20 protein-coding genes are annotated in these 13,086 nt (G+C 22.3%); 10 read left to right on the plus strand and 10 right to left on the minus strand.

Features of this window, described 5'->3' with window-relative positions; all coding sequences use genetic code 4:
* The first annotated feature begins 471 nt into the window (after positions 1 to 471).
* Genes AAHM98_RS01640 through AAHM98_RS01680 form a run of 9 tightly spaced genes read left to right on the plus strand, consistent with a single transcriptional unit; the run spans position 472 to position 7,595 of the window.
* Positions 472 to 1,572, plus strand: coding sequence for a hypothetical protein (locus tag AAHM98_RS01640; protein WP_342276769.1), 1,101 nt, complete (start codon positions 472 to 474; stop codon positions 1,570 to 1,572).
* Between the two features lie 4 nt (positions 1,573 to 1,576).
* A complete protein-coding gene (locus AAHM98_RS01645; protein ID WP_342276770.1) occupies positions 1,577 to 1,960 on the plus strand; it encodes a hypothetical protein in 384 nt (127 codons plus the stop codon).
* Positions 1,921 to 3,048, plus strand: a complete 1,128-nt coding sequence (locus AAHM98_RS01650; protein ID WP_342276771.1) for a hypothetical protein — start codon at positions 1,921 to 1,923, stop codon at positions 3,046 to 3,048. Before AAHM98_RS01645 ends, AAHM98_RS01650 begins: the two co-directional genes overlap by 40 nt.
* Before the next feature lies 1 nt (position 3,049).
* Positions 3,050 to 4,405, plus strand: coding sequence for a hypothetical protein (locus AAHM98_RS01655; RefSeq protein WP_342276772.1), 1,356 nt, complete (start codon positions 3,050 to 3,052; stop codon positions 4,403 to 4,405).
* On the plus strand, positions 4,359 to 5,063 hold the full coding sequence (locus tag AAHM98_RS01660; RefSeq protein WP_342276773.1) for a hypothetical protein: 705 nt from the start codon (positions 4,359 to 4,361) through the stop codon (positions 5,061 to 5,063). The genes AAHM98_RS01655 and AAHM98_RS01660 overlap by 47 nt, the downstream gene beginning before the upstream one ends.
* Positions 5,017 to 5,757, plus strand: coding sequence for a hypothetical protein (locus tag AAHM98_RS01665; protein ID WP_342276774.1), 741 nt, complete (start codon positions 5,017 to 5,019; stop codon positions 5,755 to 5,757). The genes AAHM98_RS01660 and AAHM98_RS01665 overlap by 47 nt, the downstream gene beginning before the upstream one ends.
* Positions 5,744 to 5,893, plus strand: coding sequence for a hypothetical protein (locus AAHM98_RS01670; RefSeq protein ID WP_342276775.1), 150 nt, complete (start codon positions 5,744 to 5,746; stop codon positions 5,891 to 5,893). The genes AAHM98_RS01665 and AAHM98_RS01670 overlap by 14 nt, the downstream gene beginning before the upstream one ends.
* Positions 5,880 to 7,253: a hypothetical protein gene (locus AAHM98_RS01675; RefSeq protein ID WP_342276776.1), complete on the plus strand. Its 1,374-nt coding sequence runs from the start codon at positions 5,880 to 5,882 to the stop codon at positions 7,251 to 7,253. The genes AAHM98_RS01670 and AAHM98_RS01675 overlap by 14 nt, the downstream gene beginning before the upstream one ends.
* Before the next feature lie 33 nt (positions 7,254 to 7,286).
* Complete coding sequence (locus AAHM98_RS01680) at positions 7,287 to 7,595, plus strand: hypothetical protein (protein WP_342276777.1); 309 nt, start codon at positions 7,287 to 7,289, stop codon at positions 7,593 to 7,595.
* A gap of 93 nt (positions 7,596 to 7,688) precedes the next feature.
* Here AAHM98_RS01680 and AAHM98_RS01685 read toward each other — a convergent pair whose 3' ends face one another.
* The 7 genes from AAHM98_RS01685 to AAHM98_RS01715 all read right to left on the minus strand — a co-directional run bounded on the left by AAHM98_RS01685 (position 7,689) and on the right by AAHM98_RS01715 (position 11,602).
* Positions 7,689 to 8,096, minus strand: a complete 408-nt coding sequence (locus AAHM98_RS01685; protein ID WP_342276778.1) for a hypothetical protein — start codon at positions 8,094 to 8,096, stop codon at positions 7,689 to 7,691.
* A gap of 417 nt (positions 8,097 to 8,513) precedes the next feature.
* A complete protein-coding gene (locus AAHM98_RS01690) occupies positions 8,514 to 8,708 on the minus strand; it encodes a hypothetical protein (RefSeq protein WP_342276779.1) in 195 nt (64 codons plus the stop codon).
* 80 nt (positions 8,709 to 8,788) lie between these two features.
* Positions 8,789 to 9,046: a hypothetical protein gene (locus AAHM98_RS01695; RefSeq protein ID WP_342276780.1), complete on the minus strand. Its 258-nt coding sequence runs from the start codon at positions 9,044 to 9,046 to the stop codon at positions 8,789 to 8,791.
* Entirely contained in the window at positions 9,046 to 9,576 is a 531-nt protein-coding gene (locus AAHM98_RS01700; protein WP_342276781.1) for a hypothetical protein, read from the minus strand. The genes AAHM98_RS01695 and AAHM98_RS01700 overlap by 1 nt, the downstream gene beginning before the upstream one ends.
* Positions 9,569 to 9,964, minus strand: a complete 396-nt coding sequence (locus AAHM98_RS01705) for a recombinase RecT (protein WP_342277243.1) — start codon at positions 9,962 to 9,964, stop codon at positions 9,569 to 9,571. The genes AAHM98_RS01700 and AAHM98_RS01705 overlap by 8 nt, the downstream gene beginning before the upstream one ends.
* A gap of 142 nt (positions 9,965 to 10,106) precedes the next feature.
* Positions 10,107 to 10,592: a hypothetical protein gene (locus AAHM98_RS01710; RefSeq protein ID WP_342276782.1), complete on the minus strand. Its 486-nt coding sequence runs from the start codon at positions 10,590 to 10,592 to the stop codon at positions 10,107 to 10,109.
* A 443-nt stretch (positions 10,593 to 11,035) separates the two neighbouring features.
* A complete protein-coding gene (locus AAHM98_RS01715; protein ID WP_342276783.1) occupies positions 11,036 to 11,602 on the minus strand; it encodes a hypothetical protein in 567 nt (188 codons plus the stop codon).
* Here AAHM98_RS01715 and AAHM98_RS01720 point away from each other — a divergent pair.
* Positions 11,601 to 11,723 (plus strand): hypothetical protein, encoded by a 123-nt coding sequence (locus tag AAHM98_RS01720; protein ID WP_342276784.1) that lies wholly within the window; start codon positions 11,601 to 11,603, stop codon positions 11,721 to 11,723. The two genes, AAHM98_RS01715 and AAHM98_RS01720, sit on opposite strands and share 2 nt — an antisense overlap.
* Positions 11,724 to 11,778: 55 nt before the next feature.
* On the opposite strand, the gene AAHM98_RS01725 is transcribed toward AAHM98_RS01720, so the two are convergent.
* The 3 genes from AAHM98_RS01725 to AAHM98_RS01735 are packed head-to-tail and all read right to left on the minus strand — an operon-like array spanning position 11,779 to position 12,860.
* Positions 11,779 to 12,342, minus strand: a complete 564-nt coding sequence (locus AAHM98_RS01725; RefSeq protein WP_342276785.1) for a hypothetical protein — start codon at positions 12,340 to 12,342, stop codon at positions 11,779 to 11,781.
* 8 nt (positions 12,343 to 12,350) lie between these two features.
* Entirely contained in the window at positions 12,351 to 12,623 is a 273-nt protein-coding gene (locus tag AAHM98_RS01730) for a hypothetical protein (RefSeq protein WP_342276786.1), read from the minus strand.
* A gap of 3 nt (positions 12,624 to 12,626) precedes the next feature.
* Positions 12,627 to 12,860 carry a hypothetical protein gene (locus tag AAHM98_RS01735; RefSeq protein ID WP_342276787.1) on the minus strand — a complete coding sequence of 78 codons (234 nt, stop codon included), beginning with the start codon at positions 12,858 to 12,860 and terminating at the stop codon, positions 12,627 to 12,629.
* Between the last annotated feature and the right edge of the window lie 226 nt (positions 12,861 to 13,086).

The following is a 13,086-nucleotide window of genomic DNA, read 5'->3' on the forward strand; positions in this document are numbered from 1 at the left end:
GTAACTACTCCAGATAATGAAATTTGATTTGCAATATCTGTAGCTAGTAGTAATATTGATTATTTAAGTGGTTTTACTATTAGTAAAAAATGACCAGAAATAACACCAACAGATTTTACAGATAATGTTCAAACAGCAACTACTAATTATGTTAGATTTTTATTAACTAAAGATGTAGATTATTTACGTGGTCAAGGTTCAATTAGTCAAGGTGGATTAACTTATAGTGAAACTAATCCAGATGACCCTTATTTTATCCCACCCGAAGTATTTAATTATTTAAGAAAAATTAAAGAATATCCAAATATTAAAGGTTTTAATTTAAAAGGAATAGAACCACAAAAAAATAATTATTTTAATAAATTTATTTCAAATTGTGGAGAAGATAGTCCATTAAATGCATATATACCATATACTAATATAAAATCATTAGATATTAGAACTAAAATTACTATTACTAATACACAAAATATGTTAAGACCAGTTGTTAATATTGATACTAGAGGTATTAATACAAGTACTACAGTACCTGAATTTAAAAGTCCAAAAAAAACTATTAATATTAAATATGATAAAGAAACTCATATAGTTAATAGTGATGTTAGTGATAAAGTAATTTATTTTGATGACCTTGATGATAAAAAAAATGCTATTGAAATTTTAAAACATACTTTAGTACCTAATTTTATATATAAATGAGTTGCTTATAAAAATTTTAATCCGTTTACAGAAGATTACTCAAGTTATTTAAATGGAACTTTAATTCCAAAAAAATATGCAGATGATAAATTATTATTAAAACAAGATAAATTAATTGCAGGTACTAATATAACTATTAAAGATAATATTATTAGTGCTACTGGTGGTAGTGAACCACCAGATTTAACTGATTATTATAAAAAAGAAGAAACTAATAATTTATTAGATAAAAAAGAAAGTATTGAAAATCATAATAATGATATAAAATCAGTAAAATTAAAAATTAGTCAACTTCATACTGAAGTAACTAATAATATGAATATTATAGTTTTAAAACAAAATATTAAAGATGATAATTTACAAACTACTGATAAAACTATTACTGGTGCTATTAATGAATTAAATAAAAGAACTAAACCTTTAAAACTTAAATCAAGTAGTTTAGAAACTAATGAAATAGAAGAAAATTATTGAGATATTGAATTTAAAAATAATCCAAATCCTACTCCGAGAATTCCAAAATGAAAAAAAGTAGGAAAATTAATAAAAAATAACACACAAATAGAATATGAATTAAAACCTAATAAAAAATATAAATTAACTTATAATAATGTAAGTAATCTTGAACCTTATTATAGTTATGCTCCAAAATTAGAAATTATATTTACACCACAATTATTACCAGACCAAGTACCACTTACTCCAAAAATATGTCATCTTTTTGGAAGTGTTAAAGAAAATTATGGAATTACTGGTGCAATTTATTTAAATAGTATTCCAGTTGGTACACGAGAAAGAAAAATTGTTTGTGTTACTATAATTGATTTATATAATTCATCTGGTTTATATTTACTAGAAGAATTACAGGAATAATATTATGAATAAAGAATTTACTTATTTAAATGAAATTAGTTATTGATTATTAAATAAAAGTGATTTTACTCATAGTGAATATAATCTTAGTGGTAGTAGATATTCTAGTAAAACATATAGTATAGCAGAAGAATTAGCAATATTAATAGTTATATCAATTAAAGTACAAAAATCAATTGCTATTTATGCATTTAGAAAATTAAATAAAGATATTAATGATTTAGTAAAAGAAATATATAATGCTTTAATAATAATTGGATTGAATGATTATAAAGACTTTACTTTAAAATACCCTAATAAGCAAGCAGACTTTCGTTTTAAAGGTTTTAAATCATTTATTAGGGTAATGTGGGTGTATATAGTAATTCAAATGATAGAATACCTTTAAAAGGTCTTTCTCGTAGTGAAATAAAAGGTTTTGATTTAGCAATTGAATGATGTGAAGAAGCAAATGAATTTAGTCAACAAGAATTTCAAGCAATAACATTTGCATTAGGTAATGCTAAAAAAAGAATAAAAATAAAAAGTTGTAATCCAGATAATATTTATCAATATTATATTGAATATATGAATAAAATTGTACCTTTTAATTTAGAAATAATGAAAGAAAAAAATGAACAAATTAAATCAATATTTGATAATAATATTTTTAAATTATTTCATTATAGTAATTGAAAAGTAAATGCTCATAATCTTACATTAGATATGATTAATGATTTAGAAGAATTAAAAGTATTAGATCCAATTAAAGCACAAAGTTGATATTATGGTGTACCAAGTATTTTACAAGGTGCTATTTTTGCTAGATATTTAGATAAAGTTAATACTAAATTAGATTTTCAAGTACAAAGATTAACTGGTGGTTTAGATATAGGTATGGCAACAAGTCCAAGTGGTCATCCTACATCTGCTTCATTATGATTTATTGGTGAAAATGATAATGGTAGAAGAGCACATAAAGAAAGTGAATTTTATCATAGTAATGTTACTATGCAATATAAAGATACTGATACTTTAGCAAATGATATTATTAATTATTATATTAATGAAAGTAAACGTTATATAGCAATGTTATTTGGTTTTACTTGTTATGTTGATTATGGTAATGGTGGGTTAGTATTTATTGATGTTTTAAAAAGTTGAGTTAAAAAACGTAATATAACATGATTAAAATTTATAGCAGTAGATAAATCAATTTTATATTTAAATGATAGAATTGATTTTACAACAATTTGTATGCTTAAAAATATTATTAGTTTTAATTGAGAAAGATGTCCAGAAACTAAAAGACAATATAGTTTAATGCAATGATTAGATAAAAAGAAATTAGATACTAATAATAGTCCGAAAATGTTAGATTTACATGATGATACTTGAGATAGTGATATGTATGCATTAATGCATGAAATGAAATGATTAATTAATGGTATTAATAATAAATTATTAATTAATAAAAATAATTTTGGTGGTGATTAATATGATAAATACAATGGAATATTTAAGTTGTGATAAAAAAGATTGATATATTGATATACCAATGATTATTGCTCAAAAATCAACTAAATTATGATTAGGTAAAGTAATTTTATTTAATTCAAGTAAAAAAGAAATATTAGATTATCTTAATGAAATGAATTTAAAAGATAAATGATTAGAAAAATTTTATAAATTTGGTTTACAAAATTCACTAATGGGTAAAGTATTTATTATGATTATAATTAATGAAGATAATAGTAAATCCCTTAAAATATTACCTAATAGTTTTTGTGGTAGAGTTGCTAAATATAATGAACAAGAACAATCAGCAGAATTTTATTTTATTAATGAACAAGCTGATAGTGCTACTTTAACTTGAGTAATAATACAAAATGGAAAAGTTAAATATGAAACATATAAAGATAATAATAAAGATATTATTTTAGGTTCTACAAGAACTAAATTAAAACCAAATATAATACCATTAAAAACTTATGAAATTAAAAATTCATTTAATTATATTCCTATTTTTGAAATAACTAATTTACCAATTATTAATTTATATGGTAATACAACTACTTTAAATGCATATCCAGATTGTACAGCAGTATGAGATTTAATATGAGATTTAAATCAAGTTATTAAGAAAAAAAGATTAGAAAGAGAATTTAATGTTACTACTTTATTTGCTGTATTAGATAATGAAACAGTTAAAGAAATGCAAGAAAATGGTAATATTATTGAAAATCCTAAAAAAGATATGATAGTTAATGTTGGTAGTGCTAGATATGATAAAAATGGTAATGGTAGTATGCAAATTATACAAGATGACCCAAAATTTAGTGAATATTGATTAGATTATAATGGTACTGCTAAAGCAATATTTAATGGTTCTGGTTATGATTATGATGAACATGGTAATGATGTTTATACTAATAAAACACAAAGTATGTTTAATAATAAATTTGATATGGAAACAACAGAAATTAAAATAGCATTTTATAGTGCTTATTTTTATCGTATATTTGATTTACTTCTTATTAGTGAAAATTTATGAAATGGTATTGGTGAAAGACCTTATTCATTTAAATTTATACCTATAGCAATGACTGACCAAATAGTACAAGACCAAATTATTAATTCAAGATTAAATAATGGTACTATGACAGTAAGTGAAGCAATTGGTGAATATGATAATATTGACCAACTTATGGCAGAAAATAAATTAGAAAATATTATTATAGAAAATAAAAAATTAAATAAAGAATTAGGAGATAGTGAAAATGAGCAATCATCAACGAATTCAATTAATGAAACACGCACATCTAAATCTAAAGAGACAACAAGCAATAATTAAACGTTTAAGTCATTGAAAAATATTTCCATTTATAATTAATAATGGAGCAATACCTTTAACTGAAACTGGTTATAAACCTATTAATAGTAAAATTAGTGATTTTGGTCAATATGAATTAATACTTTCTGGTAATACTCCAGTTGTATGTATTTGAAAAAATAGTACTAAAATCTATCAAAAAAATAAAGGTATAACAGACCCAACTACTCATAAAACTACTGGACAAGACCAATATTATACTAAACAATATAAAATTGGTGATTATTGAAATGCTTATTTAATTGATGATACAAGTGGTGTAGATTTTGGTGGTTTACCTAATAATCAATTATTTAAAACAATTTCTACAACAAGACAATATATATTAGTTATGTTTGAAGAACAAATTACAGTAGATGATTATTTACAATTTTTTTGTGTATTTAATGATAAAAATGAAAATATTGGTGGTAATACTGGTAAAAATCAAGATAGAAAATTATTATATATTTCAAATGTAACTAATTATTATAGTCCTTATAATGGTGAATTTAGTATGCAAGTATTAACTTTTAGTTCAGTTAATGATAGAGCAGTAACAAGTGGTCAAAATACGCTTGATTATGTACAATATGCAAGTCCAGGTAGTGGTTATGCTTTCCCCTACTATTCAAAATAGTTTAGTAACGTTAAATCGTACTTTAATGCGTGATATTGGAGTTAGATATAGTCATAGACAATCTTATGGTTTAGAATTATTATCTAGTTGTTATTATTATGGTAGACCTATAATACAAGGTCAAGCACCTAATCAAATTAATAATAATGAAATATTTGAACAAAAAGTATTTGCTTCAAGAAGATTATTTATTGCTGGTAATAATGACCATTCAAGTACATCAGTTAAAAATAATGGTGGTTTATTAGCAGGTATTAATGATAAAATAACTACTAATAGTCATCCAGAAACTACATTTTATAATTTAATGGATGCAAAACCTACTGGATATCTTAATTTTAAAAATTGAAAAGAATGATTATCAACTAGTTTAAATTTACAAGCAAATTTATTTGTTACAAAAGATTTTAAAGGTATGTTAGCATTTGATAAAACAAAAGCAACTAATAGTAATGGTACAGCAATTGGAGAAGCTAAATTCTTTTGAGATAGTGAATGAAATATTAATAATATCTCTGGTAATTATAATGTAGATATGTCTAGTAATTTTAAATATAAAGACCCAGATACTAATTTAATTATTGGTTCACCAACTGTAGATTATTCAAAAATAAGTCAAAAATATATGAGTGCTATATTAAATTTTAATTCAGTAGTATTTAGTAGTTTAATACAAATAAATGCCTTATGATAGTGTACAATGATTACCTTTTGCTTTAAGTGATATACCATTAATTGGTAAATTATTAAATGTTTTAAGTTTAGGTATTCCAATTGGTTTTATTATTAATCAAAATAATCAACAATATAAAAAAAATGTTATATTTTAATGGTTTTATGTCAGCATTTTTTACAAATAATTTAGAAAATATTATTGGTAATGGTGGTTTAATTCCATTAAATGCTTTTGCTATTGGTAAATTATTAGGTGCTAATGTTTCTACAACTGCTATGACTATGAAATTAACTGATAGAATATCAGTATATCCATGAGACCCTAAAACTGGTCATAAATTAAAAACAAAAGAACAAATAAGTACAGTTGATTTATCACAAAAGAAAAATAATAAAGTTTATATTTTAGCAGAAGATACTGAATTTTTAGATATAGCAAGTCCATTAACTAACTTAGATACAGAAATGCAATGAAATCCAACAAGTAATGGTGTTAGTGATGGTTCTAATTATGCTTATATTATTGATACAATTGTAACTCAATCATTACATCAAGGTGAAGAAAGACATACATTTTATAGTGATAATCCATTTACTTATCAAGGTGATTATAATGAACTTTCAATAGCAAAATTTAGATATAAAAATAAAGGAGCATTAACTAGTAATGCTTTTAATTGAACTACTTTATATAAATTAAATCATGATGAATATAAAGAAACTGAAGAAACTACATTTAGTTATCCAGCAAATATCTTACCACCAAGTCCACAAAATATAGCAAAACCAATAATTATTAATCCAACTTTAAATATTGAAATGACAGCAAATAATATAGCACTAACAGATACAACAGATGTTCGTGAATACAAAAGTAATGATTATAATTGATGAATTAATAATAAAAATATTATAAATAATAAAACAATAGATTTAAAATCTTTATTAGACCCAACGTTATTAATTAATACTTTTAATGATTTACAAAGATATTATAAAAGTATAACAATATATTATAGTTATAATATTGAAACTAAAGAAGAAATACACAACCTGCATGATTTCTTACCAATTAATTTTTCTACAACAGAAAGTTTTAATCCTGCTAAAATAGAAGATACAAGCATTACTATTGATTTAAAAGATTTAATATTAAGAAAAAAGGAACCATTTAATGAAACATGAAAAGCTGATTGAAATAATGGAAAATTGGGAAATACTTTTGGATTTTCATTTGTTTATGGAGCAACAGATATGGATTATAATTTTAGTACTTATGAATTTAAGTTATTAGAAACAAGATATTCAATTAATAATAAATTAACTAATAATTCAAATATTGGTATTAGTATAAAAGACAATAATAGTTTAAATTGAACATTTTATTTACAAGGAACATTAGGAAAAATTGAAGGTGTAATTCAAGGAGAATATGTTAATACATATAGTTATGGTATGAGATACATAACAAACATTAATGCAAGTATTTATAAAATTGTTTTAAATGCAAGATAATTTGTTATAATATAATAAAAAAGGTGATAATATATGGTATATTATGTATTTTTAATAATTAAAATATTTGTTATTTTAATTATGTCCACTCCTATTATATTAGCAATTATTTTAACTGGTATAGAAAAATGTAAAAATAATAATCCTTTTGGTGTTTTAATTTTAACTATTGGTTTAAACATTATTGGTACTATAGTTGGATGTATTTTATTATATAAAAATCAATATCCAGAGTTTAGATTTTGAAAAAGTTTTTGAAATAAAATTAAAAAAATGTTTAAATGAAAAATTAAATTTAAAAGAAAACATAAAAAAAATATTATTCTCCCACAATCTAAATAATAGTGTATAATATAAAAATTCTTACTTAGAGTTTAAGTAAGAAAAACATTAGGTTGGCACCTAATTAAAAAGTTACCATACAGGTAACTTTTTTTATATTTTTAATAAATTAGATTTCTTTGCATTTATTAATGATCCATTATTAAAGTTATTATTAATTTTATTAACATCTATGTTTGTTGGATTTGATTTTATTATATATAATTTATTTATTTTTTGAATATTTTTATTAAGTTTATTTTTCATTTCAATAAAAAAATCATTTTTTTTCTTAATAATTTTATTTTTATCAATTTTTCCGAAAGTTAATATTTTTAATATTGAATAACCAATTTTTTTTAATTTATTAATTTTTAATGATTCATCAATATCAATAATTGTAGTTATAGCAACATCAATTTTTTGCTTAATAATTTCTGGAGTAAATTGATTTTTATTCGCAATTATTTTTTCTAATTCACCCTTAATTCATTTATATTCTGTTTCTGGTAAATTATTCATTTTAATCTTCCTTTCAAAATAAAAAACTTATATTAAGTTCTCAATTAATTATACTATATATAAAAACAAAAAACCAATTACTAGTGACCGAAAAATAATTAGATTATAAACAACTACTTTCTATATGTTCTAATCTTTTCATATATACAAACGTCAATATCATGCACAATACAGACAAAACTTTCATAAAGTAGTAAAAATAGTTTAAATTTCATACTCATCTAAACACATTAATTATATCATATTTTCTATACTAAATATAGATAATTTAGTTATTAAATTCCTTTCAAATATCTTTAAATTTATATTATTAAATAAATTGTTATTTTACTTTTATGAAAATTTTGATGTAACATTGCTCTTCATAAACTAAGATAAACATTATCACAAGAACAAATAAATAAATATTTTTTCATTTTATTTATTCTCCTTATTTTTAATTTTATTATCATAATATTCTTTTATTTCTTTTACTTTATTATTAAAATCTAATTGATGTTTTTTACACATTTTAAAAAATTGAACAGAAGTATTTTCTAAATCTGTAGATTGTAATTTAATTAATACTTTATTATTACAATCTTTACAAATACATTTTAATTTAGTTTTCATTTTATTTTTTCCTTTAGTCTAATTTTTCTCAATTTCTAGGGTTTCTACATTCACAATTTATATAGTCAATTTCACATTTATTACATCAATATACTGTCATGTTTTTCACTCTCCTTTTTTATAAATTGTATTAACTTTAAACTATCTATATATAATCAACCTGTATCAGTTTCATAACTATTTTTATTTATTCAATTATATAATTTATTTATTTCTATCATTCCATCTTTATTTTTTTCAAAAATATGTTGACAAAAACCATTTATATCTTTCATATCAGGACTTTTAATAAATCCACATATATCATAACAATCTCCTGCGCTACATACACAACTCATTATTTCACTTCCTTATTTAAATAATATCAACCAATTAATAAACTTTCTGCTTGGTCATGGTCTTTAATTTTAATATTTCAATTATGGTTCTTAATCATGAATTGAGAAAGTTCAATTGATAACTCTTTAGTTCAAGGTTTATAATTTCAATTATATTTAATTTCATCTAAACTTTGATATCATTTTCTTCATTCACTACTACTAACTAACATATCTTTAGTTAATAATTTATTAAATTGTCCAGCAATAAAACCACGTAAATGGTCTAATGTTTCTTTACCTTTACCAAATTTTGGATTAAATATCCCACGTTCAATTACTAAATATAAACTATAATCTGTTTTATCATCAATTACACCTAAATTATTAGTTTGACATTGTAGAAGAACTATATTAATAAAATCAGTAAAATAATGATAATCTTTTTTAGAAAAATTAAGACTAGTTATTAATATTGGTATTTTATTTTCTCATAATGTAAACCCAGTATTTTTCATACTTGGATCTATTGAAAGTAAATAATTATTCATTACTAAATACTACCTTATCTAAATTATCAATATTAGTTTGTATTTGTTCATAATTAATATTTATTTCTTCTTTTGGTTCTTCAATAGATTTTAATTTAATTTCTTTATTATCATTATTTGGATTATCAATATATATTTTTTCAGTTTCAGTAATAATTGCTTGGTCACTTTCATACGCTGTTTGCATTTCAGTACTCATAATTCCTCATTTTCTTAATAATTGAGTAAGTACAGTTTTTAATGCCATACTATCAAAATCACTAACAATAAATTCTTTATTTTTTGCATAAGTTTTTGAATATTTTAAAAAATGTTTTTCTATTTGTTCTTTTGACATATATAAAGTTTTTTCAAAACCATTTACTAATTCAAATATATTTTTTATTATGTAATTTACATTTCATTATTTTTACCTATTAATTTATAAAAACAGTTATTACATGTTCTATTAGCAAATGAAGATTTTTTATAACAAATATCACAGTTATGAGTAATAATATTTCAATTAAGCATTTATATTAATTCCTTTCTTAATATTTTAAATAAAATATTTTATTATTATGAGTTACTAAATCTTTTAATGATGTTACTATATAATTTATTACTAAATCATTATGATTATATGGATTATTTATTTTAAAACTTTTTCTATCTTTTTCTCAGGTAATATTATATTTAAAACATTCTTCATTTTTTATTTGTCCAATATAATAACCATTATATTTTTTATAAAATTCACAAGATATTAATTCATTTTCATTAGCAGTAACATTTGGAATATTTTTTATATATTTTAAAATTTCACTACCTTTAATAGTAGAAATATCATTTATAATAGATTTTTTACCTAATTTATAATCTCAATCTTCAAAAATTTTTATTATTATTTTTTTATTTTTATTATCAATATTAGTATATTGAATAGAAAATCATGTTTCATATTCACCAATTTCTAATAATATACCTTTATCTGTTTCTTTAATTTTACTTTTTAATTCTAAATTAATAGTTGTCATATATTCCTTTCTAACCTTTCTATTATGTATAAGCCTTATCACTGTAAGTGATAAGGCTTATATACTAAATATTTACTATCTACTACGTATAGGCTTTTGCTACTGTAAGTAGCAAAAGCCTCGGAGGGTAGGGGGTTCTAGGGGGAAGGGAACCAAAAAAAATATAAAGTTATAAAAGACCAACACAAAAATTACTATTAGTTATATCTGCACTATAGCCTTTAATAATTTTTATTAAGTTATGTAATAATTAATTACTTTAATAAAGTACAGATTTATCAAAATAATTAATTATAATTGTTTAACAATTAAAAATGAGAGTATTATCTCTCATTTATATTTTTATTAAATCTATACCTATTTTGGATACGCCCAAAGATTTTAAGTTGTAAAATACTTATTTTGTGGTTTTTACTAATAAGTACAGTCATATTATAATCAGATTATTTGTTTAGTAGTGTAATAGATTTAAATTTAAAGTTACGCATATCTTGAAATGTATTTAAACTTTCAGTATCAATAAGACTAACTACAAAATGATAGGTAGTATCATTGTCAGTATAATTAAAATCATAGCTTAAATTAATTGTTTGAATATTGTCATTAGTTTTTTCATTTATGACGATATTAGTAATAGTATTAGTTTTTTCACTAAGATATTTAGTATAGTGTTCTTTAATTCATTCATCATTTTGCTTACTAATAATTGTTGCTAATCCTTTTTTATCTTTATTGTCAATGATGATGTCAATAAGATTGGATAAGGGGCTAGTAGTATCATTAATTTGTTTTTGTAAAGCACTAATTGGTGAGTTAGGTTTAAAACCTTTATTAGAATCTGGCTGACAACCTAAAGCATAAAACAATTTGTTGATGTCATTAGGATTAATATTGTGATTAGGGTCGACAATTTGTTTTAATGTTTCAATTGTTGCTTGTAAAATTACTAGTAATCCAGTGCTTTTGTCAGTTAAGAATTGTGTTAGTTTTGTTAAATTTATATCAATCATGTCATCGCCATGATATTGTTGTGAAACATTAGCAATTAAATTAGATATAGTATCTAAAGTTGTAGTAACAGTACTAGAACTTAATATATTTGTAATTTTATCAATTAAAGGTTTAATATAAGTTTCAGGGATTATCTTTAATACTGCACCTAATGGTAACTGTTCATCACCGATTTTTACGATAATATCATAAGTAAAGGTATCGCAACTATTTTTTTAATGCCAAGCAGTTCTTTAATAGTATTTGTTACTTGTTCAGGGTTTTGCACTAGGGCTTTAATAGTATTAATAACTTCTAATAAATTAAAACGGCCACTGCTTGGATCACTTGCTTTATCAGAAAATATTAAATGTTTAATTCCTGAATTAATATTAGGCATTTCTAAAAGTCATTTTTTAACAATCAGGATTACAGCTTCAACAATAGTAATTAGATATGTCGGGTTAGTTAATATATAATTCAAATAGGGGGTAATGTCTTTTATTAATTGATCAGTATTTATACTTAATCCATCAATATTTTTACTAATAATTTCTCCCAAATATTTTCGTCCAACTTGCGGATTATCATTACCTATTTGTCAAAATAAATGATTAATTAAAACTCCACTGCGGTATAAACTATATGCTTCAGGAGTTCAATCTTGAACTTGATGACCGATATTATTGGTAATACTTCATCCACCATTTTGATTTCATTGACTGTAAGGAGTACTATTAACATCTTTTCAATTAGTCATAAAAATAGTTAAATCTCTAACATTATAGTATGTACACTATGATTTTGATTTCAGTCACCAGTAGTCAAATTATTTAGTAATTGGGTAATAGCAGGCAAAAATTGATCACTATAATGATTAAGTAAACTACTAACTAGTTTCATACTTGCTGTTGAATTTTTTAAGTTATCTTGCAGCGTAGTTAAAAATGTCATAATTGGTCCTTGCAAAATAGGACTGTTAATTAAACTATTCAAATTACCATTACTAATTAAGTTCAATAGTCTTAATTTCTTTAGCATAACCTAAGATATTATTAATCTTCTTTTTGCTATTAATTTAATTGTCTTGGTTAATGTTCCAGTTCCCGAAGCAACAAAAAACTGATTAGGATCAAAACCGTTAATATTAATTTTTTCATTGACACCTCAGTTATTTAAGGTTTTACCAGAAGTAGCATTAACGATAGTGTTATTTTTAGTTTGATTCATAATATCATCATTAGTACTAATAGTATCGGTATTTAAATCTTTCGACATTTAATAACTGATGATGTTTCATTAGCAAATTCTTTAGCACTACCATTAATACTACGATTCACATAAAAGTTAAAACTACAAGCAATTAGTGCATACTACTGGTACTGGCTATTAAAATGACACCTAATTTAGTTAATAATTTTTTCATAGTGTCTTTCTCCTTTTTTAGAAAGTTAAAAATAAAAAGTGTTAAAGTATTATTTCCTAATTTTTGCTTTTGCGTTTA

Origin of the sequence: Spiroplasma endosymbiont of Nebria brevicollis (assembly GCF_964030895.1) — a bacterium.
Lineage (GTDB): Bacteria > Bacillota_I > Bacilli_A > Mycoplasmatales > VBWQ01 > Spiroplasma_E.